13 protein-coding genes are annotated in these 21321 nt (G+C 38.8%); 11 read left to right on the top strand and 2 right to left on the bottom strand.

The features are described from left to right. Positions 1-457 precede the first annotated feature (457 nt). On the bottom strand, positions 458-2209 hold the full coding sequence (locus ACFSTH_RS03695; RefSeq protein WP_377769541.1) for an ABC transporter ATP-binding protein: 1752 nt from the start codon (positions 2207-2209) through the stop codon (positions 458-460). Positions 2210-2430: 221 nt separating this feature from the next. Between ACFSTH_RS03695 and ACFSTH_RS03690 the strand changes: the two genes are divergently transcribed. From ACFSTH_RS03690 to ACFSTH_RS03680, 3 genes are read left to right on the top strand one after another with little or no spacing between them, the layout of a single operon-like run. Then, positions 2431-3873 carry an ABC transporter permease gene (locus tag ACFSTH_RS03690; RefSeq protein WP_377769542.1) on the top strand — a complete coding sequence of 481 codons (1443 nt, stop codon included), beginning with the start codon at positions 2431-2433 and terminating at the stop codon, positions 3871-3873. Positions 3874-3887: 14 nt separating this feature from the next. Continuing rightward, positions 3888-5393, top strand: coding sequence for an ABC transporter permease (locus ACFSTH_RS03685; protein WP_377769544.1), 1506 nt, complete (start codon positions 3888-3890; stop codon positions 5391-5393). A gap of 33 nt (positions 5394-5426) precedes the next feature. After that, positions 5427-7265: an ABC transporter substrate-binding protein gene (locus ACFSTH_RS03680; protein ID WP_377769546.1), complete on the top strand. Its 1839-nt coding sequence runs from the start codon at positions 5427-5429 to the stop codon at positions 7263-7265. 139 nt (positions 7266-7404) lie between these two features. Here ACFSTH_RS03680 and ACFSTH_RS03675 read toward each other — a convergent pair whose 3' ends face one another. Then, positions 7405-8433, bottom strand: a complete 1029-nt coding sequence (locus ACFSTH_RS03675; protein WP_377769547.1) for a LacI family DNA-binding transcriptional regulator — start codon at positions 8431-8433, stop codon at positions 7405-7407. A gap of 248 nt (positions 8434-8681) precedes the next feature. Here ACFSTH_RS03675 and ACFSTH_RS03670 point away from each other — a divergent pair, with 248 nt between their 5' ends. The 8 genes from ACFSTH_RS03670 to ACFSTH_RS03635 all read left to right on the top strand — a co-directional run bounded on the left by ACFSTH_RS03670 (position 8682) and on the right by ACFSTH_RS03635 (position 20929). Then, positions 8682-9962 carry a Gfo/Idh/MocA family protein gene (locus tag ACFSTH_RS03670; protein WP_377769548.1) on the top strand — a complete coding sequence of 427 codons (1281 nt, stop codon included), beginning with the start codon at positions 8682-8684 and terminating at the stop codon, positions 9960-9962. 22 nt (positions 9963-9984) lie between these two features. Next, on the top strand, positions 9985-11472 hold the full coding sequence (locus ACFSTH_RS03665; RefSeq protein ID WP_377769549.1) for an ABC transporter substrate-binding protein: 1488 nt from the start codon (positions 9985-9987) through the stop codon (positions 11470-11472). A 63-nt stretch (positions 11473-11535) separates the two neighbouring features. Continuing rightward, the gene (locus ACFSTH_RS03660; protein ID WP_377769550.1) at positions 11536-12480 is read left to right on the top strand and encodes a carbohydrate ABC transporter permease; all 945 of its coding nucleotides are present in this window, start codon (positions 11536-11538) and stop codon (positions 12478-12480) included. A 24-nt stretch (positions 12481-12504) separates the two neighbouring features. Beyond that, positions 12505-13341: a carbohydrate ABC transporter permease gene (locus ACFSTH_RS03655; protein ID WP_377769551.1), complete on the top strand. Its 837-nt coding sequence runs from the start codon at positions 12505-12507 to the stop codon at positions 13339-13341. Between the two features lie 90 nt (positions 13342-13431). Then, positions 13432-18687, top strand: coding sequence for a glycoside hydrolase domain-containing protein (locus tag ACFSTH_RS03650; protein ID WP_377769552.1), 5256 nt, complete (start codon positions 13432-13434; stop codon positions 18685-18687). A 240-nt stretch (positions 18688-18927) separates the two neighbouring features. Next, complete coding sequence (locus ACFSTH_RS03645) at positions 18928-19494, top strand: DUF4256 domain-containing protein (RefSeq protein WP_377769553.1); 567 nt, start codon at positions 18928-18930, stop codon at positions 19492-19494. A 148-nt stretch (positions 19495-19642) separates the two neighbouring features. After that, positions 19643-19795 (top strand): hypothetical protein, encoded by a 153-nt coding sequence (locus ACFSTH_RS03640; RefSeq protein ID WP_377769554.1) that lies wholly within the window; start codon positions 19643-19645, stop codon positions 19793-19795. 186 nt (positions 19796-19981) lie between these two features. Further along, positions 19982-20929 carry an Abi family protein gene (locus tag ACFSTH_RS03635; protein ID WP_377769555.1) on the top strand — a complete coding sequence of 316 codons (948 nt, stop codon included), beginning with the start codon at positions 19982-19984 and terminating at the stop codon, positions 20927-20929. Positions 20930-21321: the final 392 nt, after the last annotated feature.

Below are 21321 nucleotides of genomic sequence, written 5' to 3'. Positions count from 1 at the left end.
AGAGGAGATACATCGATATGGACCTATATTGGACGTGGAAAAAAGAGAAGAAGAAAGCCGAACCCAAGTCATAAGTCCGGCAGATCATATCTAAAGGGAATTTACACATAAAAAAGGACTTGACCTTGTCATCTGCACAATATTACTGCATCAACCGAAAAGATATATGTAACGGATTTTAATGTGTGGAATCTCATCCAACTAGGTCAAAGTTATATTGTGAACTATAAGACGATCAAGCAGAAGAATACATTGGAAAGAATCAACACCCCTTCTAAAAGATAGAAGTGAATAAGTTGTAAAATTTAGGAAGTGACAGGCATCACCGAAAGCAATAGTAGAATTGCTATGTAGATCTGTCTATAGCCGTTTCCTCAACAATGAGAGAAAAAACACCGACCACACTACCTTGGATCATAGTCCATATTTCAGTAGGAAGTCGTCGGTGTTTTTTCATTCAACTTATTGCAACATTGTTCACTTGTTGTGCCACCCAATGTCCTGCTGTTACTTCCACGAAGATCGAGTTGTCTAACTCGTACGGATCATCATTCGTAGGAGCAGCGGGTGGAATGAATTTTTTTTGTGCTTCGATTTTTGGGTCTGGAATTGGAATAGCAGATAATAGCGACTTTGTATAAGGGTGTAGTGGGTTAGCATACAGTTCTTCGCTTTCAGCTAGCTCGACTATTTTTCCTTTGTACATAACCGCTACTCGGTCGCTAATATGTTTGACCATCGATAGATCATGCGCAATAAACAGATACGTTAATCCTAATTTTTGTTGCAGCTCTTGCAGTAGTTTCACGATTTGTGCTTGAATGGAAACATCGAGTGCAGATAAAGGTTCATCACAAACGATAAACTTTGGTTCGACAGCTAATGCTCGGGCGATACCAATTCGTTGACGTTGTCCGCCAGAAAATTCGTGAGGATAACGCAACGCATGTGAGGCGTCTAGTCCTACCATTTCAAGCAATTCGTTCACTCGCTGTTGTCGTTCTTTTTTGCTGGAAACTAATTTATGCACATCGAGTGCTTCGCCAATGATATCCATAATTTTTAATCTTGGATTTAAGGAAGCGTAAGGATCTTGGAAGATCATCCCCATATGGCGACGCATCATTTTCATTTCGGATCGATTAAGTTGTTGAAGTGGAATACCTTGATATAGTACTTCTCCACCAGTAAGTTCATTCAAATTTAAAATAGCTCGTCCAGTCGTTGATTTACCGCTACCAGACTCGCCAACAAATCCTAGCGTTTCCCCTGCTTTAATATCGAAACTAATATCATTAACTGCTTTAATAATCTGCCCTTTTCCTAAGTTGAAATGTTGTTTTAAGGAGCGAACTTGTAATAAAGGAATATCGTCTTGCTCAATATTAATCATCGGTGTTAGTTTTGGTTGTTTCTTTTCGTGTAGTCGTGGCAAAGCATTCAGTAATTTAATGGTATATTCATGTTGCGGATTGGAGAAAATTTCTTCGGTCGTCCCCGTTTCTACAATTTCTCCACTTTTCATGACAACAACACGATCGCACATTCCAGCAACGACACCGAGGTCATGTGTAATTAGAATGATGGAAGTACCAAGCTGCTGTTGCAGGTCTTTCATTTGTTGCAATATTTGTGCTTGAATCGTTACATCAAGAGCGGTAGTAGGTTCATCGGCTATAAGTAAGGAGGGGCGACAAGCAAGTGCAATAGCAATCATCACTCGTTGACGCATTCCTCCAGAAAACTCGTGTGGATATTGCAAATAGCGAGCTTCTGGATTGTTTATACCGACCATTTTTAGCATTTGGATAGCTTCTTTTCGTGCTTCCTGTGAACCTAAATTACGGTGTTTAATTAAACTTTCTTCTATCTGTTTTCCGATACGCATCGTAGGATTAAGTGATGACATCGGATCTTGAAAAATCATCCCGATATCTTTTCCTCGAATGTTTTCCATTTCTTTGTCGGTTTTAAAAGCAAGGTTTTGCCCATTAAAAATGACTTCTCCATTTTTTATCATCGAAGGTGGTGATGGAAGTAACCGCATAATGGTACGAGCTGTAACGCTTTTTCCACTACCGGATTCCCCGACGATGCCGAGTGTTTCACCTTTATGAACTTCAAAACTGACGCCGCGTACCGCTTCTACTTCCTTATCATGAGAAAAAAACGAAACGGATAAATTGTTAACTTGCAGTAGTGTATTCATATCGTCACCCGAGTTAAATTATTTTTTGAAAAGTTACCACTAATATTTATTATTAATCTAATTAATTGTTATAACGAATATATCTATCTGTCTACAGATTCTGTATAATGTATTAACGAGCTTAATCGAGAGTTATTGACAATTTTCGACGGCTTAAATAAGATATACTATATCTATCGGAATTATGCAATTGAAACTTGGCTTGGAAGGAGCGAATTGTGTTGAGTAGACAAACTACTGCCACTGACGAAGGTATTCACAGTCGTTTAACGAATCTGTATGGAAAAATGTTATTACATCCTTCGTACCGGTTCTTTCTACTGCTTGTTGGTGCGCCTGTTACAATCATTATATATTTTATCTACCTCTATCGTAAATCAAAAAGTAGTTACAATGCAATTGCTTCGGAGATGCGGCAAAAATTGCTAAATGAAGGCTATATGGATGTGTTACGTAAAGAAGCTCAAGATCAAATAGAGCGGAAACAGCGGTTTTTTGGACAAAAAGCAAGCAAGGAGCAAACAGAGAAAGAAGCAGAGAAATTAGCAATAGCAAGATTCACTAATTTGCTCGATACTCGTTTGAAGGAAAAAGAGACGGAGCTTGCTGCCACGAAAGTTACATTTGTTGATAGCTATGCTTCGTTTATTGGACATCCGCTTTTGTTTGTTCTTTCTATTATAATAGGATTTCCTATGTACTTATTAATGGCGATTTATTCTAATGCTTATGTAAAATATATATTCGAACGGTTAATGATGACCGTATTTGTTATTTTTGGTGTTGCTATATTAGTATTTACGATATTGTATTTATCTCCTATGAATCCAGCAGCCAATTTGCTTGGGGAGACAGCAACCAATGAGCAAATAGCGAATTTCAATCAAATTTATGGGTTAGATCAACCTTATTTGATGCAGTTGTGGAACAATATAAAAGGTATTTTGACGTTTGATTTAGGTAAATCGTTCGCAGGTAATGAACAAGTGACTACAGCAATCTTGAACAAATTTCCTGTTACGTTTACGTTGACACTTCTTGCGACTATTTTTGCTGTCATTATCGCTTTGCCTATTGGTATTGTGTCAGCAACAAGACCTAATTCCTTTTTTGATTACACGTTTATGTTCATTGCTTTGATTGGTTTATCCATTCCGAATTTCTGGCAAGGATTAATTATGATTTTAGGATTCTCGATTAAACTACCATGGCTGCCAGCGACATATAATCCGAATAATTGGATGTCAGCGATTATGCCAATCTTTGTGCTAGGAACGGCGCTTACAGCTGCTGTATCTCGGATGACTCGTTCTTCGACATTAGAAGTAATTAACGAAGATTATATTATTACGGCAAAAGCAAAAGGGCTGTCACGTAGAACAGTACTTTGGCGGCATACGGTGAGAAACGCACTTATCCCGATTGTAACGATTATTGGTCTTCAGTTTGGTGGGATGCTTGGCGGTGCGGCTGTAACAGAGCAAGTGTTTAATATTAGTGGTATTGGTAACTATATTGTAGAAAAGCAGTTTATTCCCGATATTCCAGCTGTTATGGGCGGGGTAGTCTACACAGCAATTACCATTTCACTTATCAATATGTTTATTGATTTGCTATATGCTTTCTTTGACCCAAGAATACGTTCCAAGTTGAAACAATACTAAGGCGGGTGCTAACAGTGGCTACTCATCCATTTATAAAACAAGAGATCCAGTTTCGGTTGAAATCGAGTCAAGAGTACACGCAAGCAAGTTTTGCGGGTGTAGTTACAGTAGTGTTGGCACTAGTGTTTCTGCTGAACAGTTATTCTTTTCGAAGTGGGACGATTCACGTTCCTACATTGATCGTTAGTAGTTTATATTTTCTATTTGCAGCTTTTCAGTTTGCTGTGTGGGCGCTTATTCGACGCGATTTAAAGCATGGTGAAATAAAATCGTCTACTCGATCGTTAGGTTACCTGTTAATGCTCAGTTTACTGACAGGCAATATATTTATTACAACAGCAGCATTTCAGTTAGTTAAAAAGAAAAAGAATGCTGCATATACCCTTTCCGTATATAGTTTGCTCACAACGATAGCTGTTTTTGCTGTAACGTTGTTGAATTTATTTAAACCGTACGTTACTGATTTATTTATGGTAGGTATGGGATTGTTAATCGTCATTGCATTAATCCAGCTTGTTGCTTTATTATTAATAGCCAAATATGCTGACAATCAAGTATTGCCACGTTGGATGTGGATAGTTGCGATTGTATTGATGGCTACTGCACTATTGGGGAATTTATTTGCACTTATGCTCGGCTTACTACTTATCTCCAAATTAAGAGCTAAAGATTATACAGCTGGTTCGAAAATTAGTGAAGTAGTGGATCAAATATCAAAAAGTTCAACATCGATGATAGGCATTTTTTTCATTATCTTTTTGCTTCATTTGGCGTTGTCGAGCTATTTAACGTTTGATTATGATTTGGCTATTGTAAATAATTATGGTGCTATATTGCAAAAGCCAAGTATGATGTATCCATTTGGTACAGATAATTTTGGGCGAGATTTATTTTCACGTATTATATTCGGAGCCCGTATTTCATTGACGATAGGTATACTTACTACAATAATTCCTTTTATAGTCGGAGGATTATTGGGTGTTGTTTCTGGTTATTATGGCAAACAAACGGACAACGTAATTATGAGATTGTTAGATGTTTTGTATGCTATACCAGGAATTTTACTAGCTATTGCTATAATCGCAGCATTTGGAGCTAATACAACCAATTTAATTATCGCTTTAAGTGTCGGTTCGATTCCAACGTTTGCTAGAACGATGCGAGCGAATGTGTTGTCTGTATCTTCACTTGAGTATGTACAAGCTGCTCGGGTGCTGGGAGTAAGTGATTGGCAAATTATGATGCGGCACGTCGTACCGAATTCGATGGCTCCGATGATTGTCAAATCGAGTATTACGATAGGTACAGCAGTTATAGCTACTAGTAGTTTAAGTTATTTGGGACTTGGCGTAGAGCCGCATATTCCAGAATGGGGTAATATTTTGAAGGTGGGAAGTGCATACTTGGAAACACATGCCTATACCGCTATCTATCCTGGCTTAGCGATTATTGCGCTAGTGCTATCTTTTAACTTTTTAGGTGATGGTTTGCGAGATGCGCTTGATCCTAAACACGAATGACGTGTAATGTAATTAAAAAATGGGGGTATCAAAATGAAGAGACAAAGGAAAATTGCGTTATTGTTGTTTATGAGTTTCGTCCTTATTTTAAGCGGCTGTGCTGTGAAAACAAAAGGTGATGTCAATGAACCTACCAGCAATCCAACAGGCAATAATTCAACTGCTGTAACTGATGGAAGTGCTGTGGAAATTGAGTTATTGGCAATGAGTGCCAACGAAGACGATGCGAACATTGTTCGTGATCAACTTACTAAAAATGGATTTAATGTGAAAGTAAATCTTCAACCAGATTATGGTTCTTTCAAATCGCTAGAAGATGCTGGTAACTATGATATGTCGCTGAATAGCTGGACGACAGTAACAGGTAACCCAGACTATGCCGTTCGTGCGTTGTTCAAAACTGGTGGCGACTATAGTATTCACAAAGATCCAGAAATCGATGAATTGATCGATAAAGCAGCAGCACAAACACCAGAAGAATTTGTGGAAACGTACAAACAGTTTGAAGAAAAATTAGTCTTTGAAAAAGCTTATATTGCTCCATTGTATACTTCTCAAAAAGCACAAGCACTGAATAAACAAAAATTGAATGCTGACTCGGTTCGTATTTCTAAATCTCGTTCTTTACCTTGGGAAGAAGTAGATTTTAACGATACTGCGAAACGCGATAGTGAAGTGTTAGTGTTGCAATCGACAATGCCGGTATTGACTTCTCTAGATCCGATCAAAGGAAATGATGGTTCCATCAACATTATTAATACAAATATGCATGTTCGCATAGTTAACTTAACAGATGATGACCAAGTAACATCTGAAGGTTCGCTATCGTTAAATCATGCGATTGCAGATGGTAATTCTGAGTACTACTTCATACTACGTGATGATATTAACTTTGCTAAAATTGACAACAAAAAAGCTGTTGATTCCGGCGAGCGCGTTGGTGCTGACGATGTTATCTTCTCTTTGAATCGTGCAAAGGATAAAAACTCTGTACCCGATCATCGTACGTATACTTTGCACGAACATATTGCTAATGTTGAACTAGTAACGGATTGGGCAAGTTTAGAAAATGTGAAGATTTCTGGTGGTAATGAAACGGTAAAAGCAGCTTTGGAAAAAGGATTAGACCAAAAAGTGACGGCATTAGTAGCTGATAAAACAGAAGCAAATAATGCTGCTGGAAAATACCAAGTAGTTAAAGTAACGACAACAATTCCGTTTCCACAAGTACTGAACTATTTGGCGCATCAATCGGCTGGTATTGTATCGAAAAAACAAGTAGAGAGCATTAACACGTACGATGTAGCAAAATTTGATGTAAACAAAGATATTCCTTACGGTGATCAAAACACGGTCACAGAAGGTGACAGCTACAATAATACGTTATATACAAGTGGTCCATATATTCTGTCACACAAAAACGACTATGAAGCGATATTTTATAAAAACCCTAACTATATGAAAGAAACGAAGCATGACCCGAAAATTAGTAATATCAAAATTCGTTTCATTAAAGATATGGATAGCGGTTTGTCTGCCCTTCGTAGTGGAGAGATTGACCTATATTACGGATTAACAGAAAACAAATATGATGTTATTAAAGCAGATAGTAAGCTGGAGCTACAAGCTATTCCAAGTAACGCTGTTAGTTACCTTCGCTTTAACACAGCTAATCGTCCAGTTGCGGAAAGTGTAGACTTGAGAAAAGCGGTACTATACTCTATTAATCAAGATGAATTTTTGACGTTCTACGGTGGCAACAAAATTAAAGCAGTTTCTACGCTAAGTCCACTAGTTAATACAGGATTAGATCTGAAAGCTGATGCTGCTAAAGTAAAAGAACATTTGGCTGCATACAAAGCAAGTAAGTAATATAAAAGCAAGTAAGAAATGAGAAAACTGCTCCTTGCCTTGAGGCGAAGAGCAGTTTTCTTCTTGAAAATAATATTTTAATGTAGCCAAAACTCAAATACATTCGAATAATAAAATCAAAGAAGCTAAAGGTGCTGGATTATGATTGATCAGCTACTGCTCCTTTTTGATGATCGACAGATTTATAGGGTGCAATTGTACCGCCTTCAAAACATTCAAAATCTGTAATATATACAGAGATTGGTTCGTTGCTTGTTTTATTGTTAATCTGTTCGATTAATAGACTAACGATTCGTTCCTTTTCCGTATTGGAAACATAGTAGGTAGTGAGTGGTGGTATGCTTAATTTTACTAATTCAGAAAACCCAGAACCGACCAAGCTGATATCAGCGGGAACAGCTATTCCTGTACTTTGCAAATATTGCAATGCGCCAAATTGGATCACTGTATTTGCGCAGAAAGCTGCTGAGTAATGGAGGCGTAGCATCCGAGCACGCTTGCATATCTCAAAGCCATTCTCATCGTTACTGATTTGAATCAGCGATTTATCCACTTCGACTCCCTTATTTTTATGAGCTTCCAAATATCCCTCTAAAGTACGCTGATGAATAAGGTAATCCAAAGATCCCATAAAAAGTGCAATGCGAGTATGTCCCATGTCGAGTAAGTTGCTAACAGCATCATAAGCGAGCTTACGATCATCATTTGCGATATGATTACAATTTTTTTCGATTTCGTATAATGGCTTACCATATAAGATATATGGTACATTGGATTGTTGGAAAATATTCAGCAGTTTGCCATCTACATCTCCGGATATGACAAAGCCATCAATTTCTTGATTTTCTATTATTTTTTGTAGTTTATTTAACGATTCACCATCAGGAGTAATATTCATAAAGATTAAGCCGTAATTATACTGACTTGCAGCTGATTCTATTGTATGCAAATCTGCCATATAACGTGGATCGTTAGCATCTCGATCATAGAGCACATAGCAAAGCTTTGGGGAAAATTCGATATCTCGGTAACCAAGATCCTTTGCTGCTTGCAGTATTTTTTTACTCGTCTCGATGGAGATATTATGTCCAGGTGAATTGTTTAGTACAAGGGAAACGGAAGTGCGTGAAATGCCAAGGTACTCCGCTATCTCTTTTTTTGTAACCATTGCACTGACTCCTTTATAAAACAACTTAGTAACGCTAGTTATATTATAGATTAAAAGTAGCAAATACGTCAAACAATTTAAAGCTTTCGCTAATAAACACTTATAAATAGAGCGATATAAGCGAAAAAGAAACTGTAAATCAGTTAAAAAATAGTGTTGACATCAGTTAGTAACGGCTGTTACTATTGGTTTATGAAAAAGGTTTACCGATTTAGTTGGAGAGTATAGACAAAGAAAGGTGTGATATTTTGCGCCAAATAACAGGAGTGTTAATAGGCGCCGGGGCAAGAGGGAGATTTGTGTATGGAGCTTATGCTAATAAGTATCCTGATAAATTAAAAATTGTCGCGGTTGCTGAACCCGATGAAGAGCGCAGAATGCTTGCAGCTGCCGAACATGGTTTATTGGATAGTGAATTGTTTGAAAGCTGGGAGCAGTTACTGGTTAGACCTAGGATGGCAGATATTGCTATAGTCGCAACGCAAGATAGAATGCACTTTCATCCGACAGTGAGAGCTATGGAACTTGGGTATGATGTATTGCTGGAGAAGCCGATGTCTCCGTCTGAAGATGAAGTTATTGCGATGATTGAAGCGTCGCGTAAATATGGTCGCTTGTTGACGGTGTGCCATGTACTACGATATACACCATTTTGGTCGAGTATAAAGCAGTTAATTGAAAGCGATGCCATTGGTGAAGTTGTTTCTGTGCAATTAAGTGAGAATGTTGGCTACTATCATATTGCCCATAGTTTCGTCAGAGGTAATTGGAGTCGTGCAAAAGAAACAAGCCCGATGATTTTGCAGAAATCCTGTCATGATATGGATATTTTGGCATGGTTAATTGATGAGCCATGTACCAAAGTCAGTTCCTATGGTTCCTTAAAACATTTTCGGATTGAAAAAGCCCCAGAAGGCTCGACGGAAAGATGTTTGGATGGATGTGCGGTAGAACGCGAATGCCCTTACTCTGCCATTAGAATTTATGAAGAGGCAGAAACGACAGATTGGACTAGATTTATAACTCATGATCTTACGCCGCATGGGGTGCGTGAAGCAATCAGGACAGGACCATTTGGCCGATGTGTTTACCGCTGTAATAATGATGTTGTCGATCATCAGATCGTAAATATGGAGTTTGAAAGTGGTACGACAGCTTCTTTTACAATGTCAGGTTTTTCCCATGATATTTCAAGAACAGTACAGATTATGGGTACGCGGGGTGAAATTCGAGGTTGCATGGAAAAGAAAGATATTAAGCTGTACCGTTTTGGGAAAGAGCCGGAAGTGATCTCGATTGCTGATGAAGAAGGCGGGCATGGCGGAGGAGACGAAGGATTAATGCGTTCTTTTTTGAAGCAAGTAAGATCTCATGGCAATGATGCCAGACCAGCACTTACATCAGCAGAAGTTTCTATGCAAAGCCATTTGATGGCTTTTGCGGCGGAAAAATCTAGGCTAGCAGGAGGTAAATCTATTGCATTGACAGCCCAGCTGATAAGCAACCAGCTTTTAAATAGCATCGGCTGAAAAAAACTAGGGGGTAATGGAATTGAAAAAGTTAACTGTCCTTGTATTGTTTGTAGTCATGTGTTTTTCTTTATTAATGGCATGTGGCTCGAGTGGAAGTGAAAAACCGGCAAACTCGCCGACAACAACGACGACAACAACGACGACGGAAACAGCAGCTCCAAATGCTACGGAAGAAGTGATTGAACCGGAAGTCTATGAGAATGGACTATCCAAAGAGGAGAAGGTAATTTTAAAAGTCGGCTTATGGGAAAGTGGTTCAGGCAGGGCTTGGATTGATTTGGCGATGGAACAATTTATAGCGAAGTATCCAAACGTCACCTTTGATTTGACATCGACACCGACACTGGAGACTATACTGGAGCCAAAGATTGCAGCTGGTAATGATGATGATATGTTTGATCTATTTATGCCGAGATTTTCTGCTAACGGAGCTTTGGATCGTTTAGTGGAAGCAGGTAAAATTGAATCGCAAGATGATCTTTGGGAACGTGAATTGCCAGATGGTTCAGGTAAAACACTACGTTCTGTTATATCCGATGATTTCTATAACAATGCAACAAGTGCTGGTATGACCGCTCGTGTACCGGTCGTTGGTTTTAACTCAGGATTATTTTTTGACCAACAATTATTTGATGAGAAGGGATGGAACAAAAATCCAAACACGTGGGACGAGTTTGTTTCCTTGCTTGAACAGATCAAATCAGACGGTATTATTCCAATTACATTCCCAGGAGTTTATGCTGGTTACTTAACAGATTATGTATTTCAAGTACTACAATTCGATTTAGCCAAGGCTAATGGCACTTTTGATACTTATGTAGCTAATTTCCGTAATTATGATGGCCCCCAGATTACAACAGAAGAAAACAAAGAGGCATGGAATCGTATGTACCAATTTGGGAAAAATGGTTATTTTCCAGCAGGTGTAGCTGCTCTTAACCATACGCAGTCGCAAATGCAAGTGATGCAGCATAAAGCGGCGATGGTTGCTACTGGTGATTGGGTAGGTAATGAAATGAAAGAAAGTACACCAGCAGGTTTTACTTGGGGCTTTATGAGTATTCCAGTTACGAATGATTCGAATCAGACGGTGTTTGTAAATGCTGGTACAGGTGATGTGAGTTTTGCCATTTGGAAAAACAAACCTGAACTTACAAAACAATGGGCGAAGGAATTTATTCTGAGTCTCTATAATTTTGAAATTCAGGAGTCATTAGCAGTTGATGCGGGTTCTTATCCAGGAAGATTAGACTATAGTGAGGATCCTGCCCGAGTGGAGAAGTTGCAACCAACTCAAAAAGCAGTAATGGAATATTCAACGAAGCACAATGTAGAATACATTTCTTATCAACGTAATTTTGCTTTGACAAGTCCAGAGGAAGGTCAAGCAGTTAAAATATTAAATGAGTTGATTACTGCAGTTGCAACGGGTAAGAAAGATCCGCTACCGGTATTAGAAGAAGCAGAGAAACTAAGACAAGCAGCTATTGCTAAAGACCGTCCATAAGACGAATGATAGATTTGGGAGAGGGGCTTCCTCTCCCAAATCTGTGAAGAGGGGGGATTTGCATTGGAGGCTGAACTACAACCGCCGCAAATAATGGCAAAGCCAAAACGTAGAATGAATAAAGCTAGCCGTCAGAAAAGAATGTTTTTAGTAATAGCGATCGCTCCATCTTTGCTCGGATATATTTTATTTACCTTGTACCCTAACCTACTGTCCGTCTATTATTCTTTATTGGAATGGGATGGTTTAACAGATTCTAAGTTTGTTGGGTTGGATAACTTTATTTATATGATCCAGGATAAATTCGTTTGGCGTGCATTGTACCATAATGCTATCTACATGGTTATCGTTCCGGTATTTACGTTGTTTATATCATTATTGTTAGCCTATTTGCTTAATATGAAGTCGTATAAGGAAAATGCCTGGTACAAAGTGATATATTTCTTTACTAATGTACTTTCTACGGTAATTGTAGCGATGATCTGGTCATTTATTTATGATGGCAGTTTTGGACTGCTTAATGGAGTTATTGAATTATTCGGTCTCAAGATGAACGACTTTTACTGGTTAGGCAGCACGAAAACAGCTATTTGGGCTCTTGTTCTCCCGATGGTTTGGGGAGGTGTAGGATTATATGTCATTATTTTCATTAATGCTATGAGTGCCATTCCCAGATCACTCTATGAGGCGGCTCAGCTCGAAGGGGCTCGACCGATGGAGTTGCTGTTTAAAATTACAATACCACTTATTCGTAATGTTATCCGGGTCTGCGTTATTTACGTTGTACTTGGATCACTAAAAAGTTTTGAAATAATTATGATTTTGACCAATGGTGGACCAGAAGGTTCAACGGATGTAGCCGGATTATATATGTTTAATCTAGCCTTTGGGAAAGAGTATCATAATTATGGATACGCGTCTGCAATCGGTATGTTGTTGTTCGTTATATTAGTTGGGGCAAAATTTATTATCGACAAGTATTATCCTGAGGAAACAATTGAGTTTTAATGACTCGCGAAGGAGATTGGAAATATGACTCAACGGCGAACATTGATGGATTACGTTTGGAGGCTGGTGCTTTTCTTTTGGGCAGCTACCATTATTTTTCCGATAGTATGGATAGCCTATCAATCACTTAGAACGAATGTGGAATTTTTTCAGGATATTTGGGCGCTGCCTACAAGTTTGAATTGGACTAACTATGAGCAAGCGTGGACGGATTATAATATTGGAAAATCTATGATAAATACAGTCTATTACGTAGGAGTAAGTTTGATTATTGGAACTTTTCTGACGACGCTTAACGCGTATGCTCTAACTAGAATGGAGTTTCGCGGTAGGTCATTTATATGGGGACTCATCATGTTATCACTATTTTTGCCTGGAATTAATGCATTGGTACCACAATATTTATTAATGAAAAGTTTGCATTTAACAAATAGCTTAACCGGACTTGTTATATTGGATAGTTTCGGTGAAAATGTTTTTTTCCTCATGCTACTAGGTGGATTTATGTCTTCCCTTCCTAAGGATTTGGAAGAGAGTGCCTATATTGATGGAGCATCCATTTATCAAACGTTTTGGCGCATTATTATTCCCTTGTCAACTCCTGGTATTGTAACCGTTGCTATATTTAAGTTTCTTGGATTATATAACAATTTTCTTGGTCCGTTCATTTATTTAAGTGATCCAGCTAAGTACACAATAGGGGTTAATATGTACCAAGCAAATATGAAAATGCAATATACCTCAGATTGGGTAACGATGTTTGCAGGAGTTATTATTGTATTAATTCCAACCGTTATATTATATATGTTTTTCCAACGAAGAATAATGGCAGGCGCTACGATGGGAGCGATGAAGGGCTGATTAAATAGGGGCAAGCATGCAGTGCTGCTTCGTCCTTAAATGAATAAAATGTAAGCGTTTTATTTTGAAGATGCTAAAGGAGTGAATGTCGTGTATAAGTGGCGGATGAACAGTAAAAGATGGGCTATTCAAATGGTAGTGCTAAGTCTTATAATATCGTTTTTTTCAGGTATAGGTAACGTACCTGAAGCGGAGGCGGCACCTTCGGGTAATTTGATGAGTAACGCTAGTTTTGATTTAGTATCTGGAGGAAAACCGACGGGTTGGAAATATTCACCTGGTCAACTAGGGACAGATTTTGGCGTCAGTACGGAAGAAAAACATTCTGGTTCGTATAGTGTTTTTATTGACCATTCTACGGGGGAAGAATATCCAAATTGGCAGATGGATAATTTGGTACCAGTAGACGATACGAAGGAATATGAGTTTTCGGTGTGGATAAAAGTAGATGATCCACAAATGAGTGGAAGTCCAAGGCTTGTATTTGATTTTTATGACGATACGGAAGAGTGGCTCGGTGGACCGCATAAGGAACTGGTTGCAGCAGAGAGAACAGGGGATTGGCAGCACTTTACGTACCGAATCACACCACTACCAGGTTCCGTTAAGGCTCGTTTATATTTAATGGTGGCGTTCGGTACTGGCAAAGTTTATTTCGATGACGTTTCATTCGTACAAATGAATGAAGATCCAGACCCGAGCGAAGGAGATTTTAGCATATGGACAGCACCAAGCACGTTAACTTTAAAACGTGATGCTGCTCCGTTAGCTTCAACGGCGATTAATTTAGAGATGGCAAAGCGTGAATATCAGAGCGGACAGGTGCTGCTCACTGCTACAGAAGGAAATGTCAGTATAACAGAAGCGACTATATCGGATTTAACTTCGGGTAGCTCGACTATTTCTGCAAGTGACGTCGAAGTGCTTGTACAGCATTATGTGAAAACAACGGCAAAGTCAAACAGTGCTCATGAGCCTGGTTGGTATCCGGATGCATTAATACCATATTCGCCTTATATGAATTTGCATGGATCGATTCAAGTGCAAAAAGGCAATAATCAAGCAATTTGGTTTACGATAAAAACGGAAGCCAATACGCCATCGGGTGTTTACAATGGTACTATTTCGATAACGGCTAACGGCACTATAGAGCAGGTACCAATTACAGTAAAGGTGAGAGATTTTGCTTTGCCTGCACAAAATCATGCACAAACCGCATTTGCTGTGTGGGGCTGGATGTTGCCATATGGTTATCCGGGGCTTGTAGAGGGATCACCAGAGTATTGGCGTATAATGGAAAATTATTACGAATTTCTATTGAATTATCATGTTACACCAACAGCATTACCTATTCCAACAGATGACTATGAGCAGTATATTCTAGATGCCGAGCAGTATATTAATGACCCGCGCGTATCGGCCTATAATTTACCTTATACGGTAGGTGATTTTGAAAGTGGTAGAGCAAAAAGTCTCGTTGATAGTCTGAAGAATAAAGGGTTGTTGGACAAGGCGTACTATTATTTGGGAGGAGAAATCGATGAGCCTACGGTGGCAATGTTCCCGAAAGTAATCGAGCGCAGCCAGCAAATTGCTGCTATTGATCCAAATTTAAGGCACATTGTGACGACGTCAATTCGTCCAGAACTGATGAATGATGTTAATACATTTTCACCTCTGTTCTCAGAGTTTGGAGGAAAAGATTATTTACAGTTAGCGAATAATTTTAAAGCAAATGGCGGGAATCTATGGTGGTATGGCTGTGTTATTCCGGCTAATCCTTACCCGGCTTATCATTTGGATGACGACTTGATTAGCGCAAGAGTAGTACCGTGGATGCAACATGCTTATGGTATAGAGGGAAATTTATATTGGGCTGTTAATATTTATGCGAAGTATAATGGAACAGCGTATCAAACCCGTGATATTTGGAATGATCCGTTAGCATTTCCAGGAGCGAACGGTGATGGATATATTCTATATCCAGGTGCTAAATATGGGATGAACAGCCCGATCGCTACTTTAAGATTACAGGCGATTCGTGACGGTAATCAGGATTATGAGTACTTGTGGCTTCTGGAAGACCTTGTTAATAAAGCTGCTCAGCAACTGGAAATTGAGGTGTCGACGAAAGAACTAATTCAACCATACTACGATCGTTTGTTTACAAATGTAAAATCGTTCACTAAAAATGTGGAGGAGTTGCAGCGGGTAAGAAGTGAAGTCGCCGATTTTATTGAAGAGTTATCACAAAATCCGCAAGCGTTAGTTCTATTTAATGATCAACCGAATGAATATTCGCAAAAAGAAGTTGTTATATATGCCGAAAAGGGTACAGAGGTTTGGATTAACGATGTAGCGATTAATCCAACAACAATTGTAGGTAATAACGTAAGTGATCGTTACAGCCATGTTATGAATTTTAATTTAGGTATAAATGAAGTAGTTATAAAGCTAAAGAATGGCGCAGTCGAACGGACGGTTACTAAGCGTGTACCCGTTAAGTCTCGTACGTTGGAACCAATATTCCAGAAACAAGTCATTCATAATTTCCCAAATCAGCAGTCGATTAACGGTATAACAGCTGAGCATGGCGCTACGATATTGGGTGTTACTGATGATCATGCTACTGGAGAGGGCAAAGCGCTGAAAGTGAAAATTCCAGTAAGTAATCAGGAAATATATCCTGGTATTCGTATTCCTATAAGTGATGATATGAAAGATTTTACATGGGCAAATACAGTGGAGTTGGATATATTTAATTTGAGTAATGAACCGAGAGAGATTTTCATTAAATTATTTGATACTAATGGTGGTTATACAGACCAGCGGATGGGTACTATTATTGCTGGTAGCAACCATCTATCATTCGATCTTTCTGAGCTGAATAATGACGGAGCGAATATTGCATCCATTTTGTTCTGGACATTGCCAGGTAATCAGGAAGCGGAGCTGTATTTTAGCGACCTGCATTTATTAGGTATCGATACGGAAGCGATGAAACAGTATGAGTTAAATTTTAGTCAAGTAATTCCTGCTATAGATGGGAATTTGAATGAAGCGATGTGGCAGGATCGCTCACCGCTTCCGTATGAAACAGGAACGACGGATAATGAAGCATTAGTTTCCTATCATTACAGTGACGAGTATTTATTTGTAGCAGCAGCAGTGAAAGATCAGCATGTTATTAATTCCGGCGCTGCCGATTCATGGGATGACGATTCCTTGGAAATTTATGTGGATGGAATAGGTAAGCAAGGCACATATGATGATCATACTGTCAGATATGTATTTCGAGCAGCTGATCCGCAAGTGTATATATATCGGGAAACACCAAGAGCGAATGAAAAAATTAACTATAGTTACGCTGCTACTGCGGAAGGCTATCAGATGGAAGTTGCCATTCCTTGGCGGTCGCTAGATATTAATCCAGTGGAAGGCAATCTTATCGGACTTACCGTCCATGTCAATGACAAGGATGTAGATAGCTTGGAGCCAGCGGGTAAGCTAACTATGACGGAAGATATTTCACAAGATGCTGTCAATTCTTCTGCTTGGGCACCGAAAAAATTTATGAAATCGAAACAGATGTATGCACTCAAAGCTGTTAATAGCACTGTCATGAATATTGACGGAGTTATAGAGGAAGCAGCTTGGGACACCATTTGGAATATTGGTCACATCGCCTTTGGTAACTTACTGGATGAGACTAGCGCAGGAAGATTAGCATTATTATGGAGTCCTACGTACTTGTATGCCGCCTTTGATGTGAAGGATGGAAATGTTCACGTTCCAAAAACTCGCCCCGTATGGGAAGAAACAAGTGTAGAGTTGTTTGTAGACGGTAAATTTGTCCAAGGGCTACGAGATGAGCGTACACATCAATATACGATCAGAGTCGATGATCCTGAAATTTATTACAATGGTGCTCTCAATAACATTTTGACCGATGGTATTATGCAACAAAGCACACGAACCGAGGCGGGATATCAAGTTGAGATGGCGATTCCATGGACGACGATTGGGATAACAGCAGAGGAAGGTCGTAAGCTAGCACTTACAGCGCATATAAATTATGTGGAACCGACAAGTGCAGCGGCGTTTAGCTTAACGGAAAATGGTCTTATGGACGGCACATCAACCGTTAACTACGTTGCCTTTGAAATGGTAGCTCTGTCTGTTGATCCGATTGAACCAGTTAATCCGTCACATCCACCTTATAGCGGCGGAAATATTAACCCGAGTTCAAAACCTAGTGAGTATGTTGTAAAGCCGCAGGACATTGCTGAAGATAGACCAGTAATTATGCTACAAGCCGGACAGGAAGTGGCAGTAATTCCACTTACTATTTTGCAACAACTTCATAAGAAGCAGCAGTCGCTCATGATCGAACAAGGTGATGCACAGGTAGTACTTAGTGCTGAGTGGATAGAGGAATGGTTACAATTTAGTGAGCTAGAAGGAGCTGAGACACTTAAGTTGGAGCTGAAAGCATTGGCAGAGGAAGAAAGTAAAAGGCTAGCTGCGCTTGTTGCACAAAAACAATATGCCGATGTTTCATTGCCAAATAAAGTGTGGGAAGTTGTAGTGAAATGGACGAAAGGCGATAAAGAGCAAATGACGAAGCCATTTACAACTCCGCTGATTGTTTCATTGCCAGCAACGAAAGATAAATTGGCAAACTATCATGTATATCGAATTGATACAGATGGTGAGCTTATCTATTTGAAGGAAGAAGTAACCAGCGATCACCTGTCTATTGAGTTGTTCCAAAGCGGACAACTAGCAGAATTAGTTTTTGTTAAAAAATTCGATGATCTATCGAAGGTGCCATGGGCGCTGGACGCAATACGCGAACTTGCCGCCAGACAAATTATTGCCGGAACGTCAACTTCTACGTTTGTACCTAACCGTGAAATTACACGTGCTGAGTTTGCCGCATTGCTGGTAAGGACGATTGGACTTGCTGAGGTAGTCGGCAGTACTTTTGCAGATGTCAATTCTGATGATTGGTATGCGGGAGTGGTTGGGGCTGCTGTGAAGGCTGAACTGATCCATGGGCAAGGAAATAATCGTTTTGCTCCAACAGCTGCAATTACCCGTGAGGAAATGGCGGTTATGTTGCAGAGGACTTTGGAATGGCAAAGCAAGCAAGAGTTGCCGGCTTCTGAGGCGCATAGCTATGCGGATGATGCTCAAATTTCCTCGTGGGCAAAAGAATCAACCAAGACTTTGGCAGAGCATGGCATTATGATTGGACGAAGTAATAACAACTTTGCACCAAAAGATTCTGTCAAGCGTGCAGAAGCTGCACAAGCCATCTATAACTATTTGAATAAGCAATAATTTAAAGCCGTCGTGTCATCAATGAGATGTTTGCACGACGGCTAATCTGTGATCTAGTCTTGGATAATAGTTATGCTAGGCAGATTCTTTTAAGGGTACAGTAAGAGCTCTGAAGATCAAATTAGTGTAATAATATATATTAGAATGGTACAAGTTAGGTGTATAATACAGAAAGATAATAAGACCTAGCTGAACGATGATGGATCGGGAGGTGATGATGGTATCTGAGGAGGTTGTGACATGGGAAAATCAAGCAAGCAGTTAACGAATGAGGAGCGCACATCGTTGTTGGTTACATTAGAAACTCGGTTCAAGAAATTTGTGGACCGTCATCCTACGCTCCAGTGGGAAAATGTGCAACAGAAATTAGAAGCAAATGAAGAGAAAATGTGGTCGTTATATCAAATGGAACAAACGGAAGGCGAGCCGGACGTCATTGCCTATGATGCGACGACAGATGAATATATATTTTGTGATTGTTCCCCTGAAAGTCCAAAAGGTCGGAGAAGTATATGCTATGATCATGTTGCGCTTGAAGCGAGAAAACAAAATAAACCTGCGCATAGTGCACTTGGTATGGCTGAAGAAATGGGAATTGATATATTGACGGAAGAACAGTACCGTACTTTGCAACAAGTAGGAAAGTTCGATACGAAAACATCGAGCTGGCTGGAAACTCCGGGCAGTATCCGTAAATTGGGCGGAGCGATATTCGGAGATTATCGGTATGGACAAATATTTATTTATCACAATGGGGCTGATTCTTACTATGGGGCAAGAGGCTTTAGAGGGGCACTCCGAGTATAGTGATCAAAACCGTAAATTAACTTTCTTTTCGTTAGAAAAAGGAGATTGTTCGCTAGTAGTAAGCTAATGCTGTATGATAGGCTCCCCATATAGTAGACAGGTGAAATAATAACACTTGCTGCTGTAAAGGGGGAGTTTTTCCTGTATAATGCTTTCAGGGCTAAGTGGTGATGAAGCAATTACACTTATTAAGGAGATGATTGACATCTCAATCATTGTTGCTAGATTTTGTAAAAGTGCTGTCAAGCCAGATGACTGGAAAGATGATATTGCACAGGATTATATGAAGCCGGATAAGTAAGTTCAGTATTGTTATTAAAGAATACTTTTTTAAAAAACATACAAAACGAAAAAGTTGAAGGATATAAAAATTTATGATATAATACTAGTAACCGTTGGAAGGCTTGGGTCGTGCCTGTTTCCAAATATTCCATTTGCGGGATTAAGAATGGTATACCATTCTTTTTTTTGTTTTTAGGAGGTTATTATGAACTCTGATCAGCCAATTGATTTGGATAAACAAGCAGAATTAATGAAAAAATATGTAGTTTATACAAGAAAAACTCGTGTCCAAAAATTATTGGTTTACACGGGTTATTTTAGATTAAGTAGATATGGTAAGTATTTATTGTCGCAATCTAATATTATCAAATCAAAACCTAATCAAGAATTATTATTTGAGGCTTATGATTTTGATGTTAAGGTGCGTAAAGTGTTTTTTGATTATGTGAAAAAAGCTGAAATACAGTTTAAGAGTCATTTGGTGAATGCGGTTTCATTAAAGGTAAATGATTCAGCTTTTTACTTAGATCAACAATATTACACCCCATCTAAGGGTGATAATGATAAAATTAAAAAAAAGGCCAATCGCAAGTTTTTCGCTGAAAAGTTTTTTGAAAACCTGAAAAAGCAAGAGGAAGAATTACGGAGAAATGTAACTAAATTTCCGGAGTTAAAAGATTACCGAAATGGTGGAGGTCGATCTAAGCAAAAGATACCTTGTTGGGCAGCATTATCTTATTTTGACTTTGGAACCGTTACTAATATATACGCCTATCTTAGAGGTGATTTGAGAAAAGAGGTTTTAGTATATGGTTATTCCGGAAAAAATTACGGTAAGCAAGTAACAAAGCAGATGGATACCTGGCTAGATGCCACTAGGAATTTGAGGAATGTATGCTCACATCATAATAAGCTTATAGGAAAAACATCATCGATTGTACTACCTGAATCTGGCGAAGATGAAATACTCGTTACTAATACTGATTTGTTCTCAAGGATTTACGCTTTGCGGAAATTACTTAATGAGAAGGATGTAAAGCAATTAAAAGTAGACCTTGATAAAATTATTAGAAAAACTAAGTTTGATTTATATTTATTCGGTATTTTACCATCGGATTGGAAAGAACGATTTGACAGAATAAATAAACTCTAAATGAATATAATAGTAGTACCATTGGAAGGCTTGGGTCATGCCTGTTTCCGAATATTCCAAAATGGGGGGGACAAAACTATAGGTTTTGTCCCTTTATTTAGTCTGGTTGACCTAATTGAATTTATTCACAAGAATATTTTTCATTTAACGTTTAGCATTAATCAAAAAGAAAGAAAAATGTGTCACGGCATCTTCTTCGAAAAAGATCCTCATAAATGGATAACTGTACTCTGTAGCGGTCATATATACATAGCCCATTGCTCTGATGTTTTCTGCTTTGTCAGGTAAATACTTTTGAATTGGAAAGTTTATTTAGTAATATTATAAATGGGGAGCTTCAATTATCTAAATATAAAAGTGGTGGCGGATCAGTAACAATTAAGAAAGGAACA

It is taken from the genome of Paenibacillus yanchengensis, assembly GCF_042684845.1.
Classification (GTDB): Bacteria; Bacillota; Bacilli; order Paenibacillales; family Paenibacillaceae; genus Pristimantibacillus; species Pristimantibacillus yanchengensis.
Note: the sequence above shows the minus strand (reverse complement) of the source record. Positions and strands in the feature narration are given on the sequence as shown.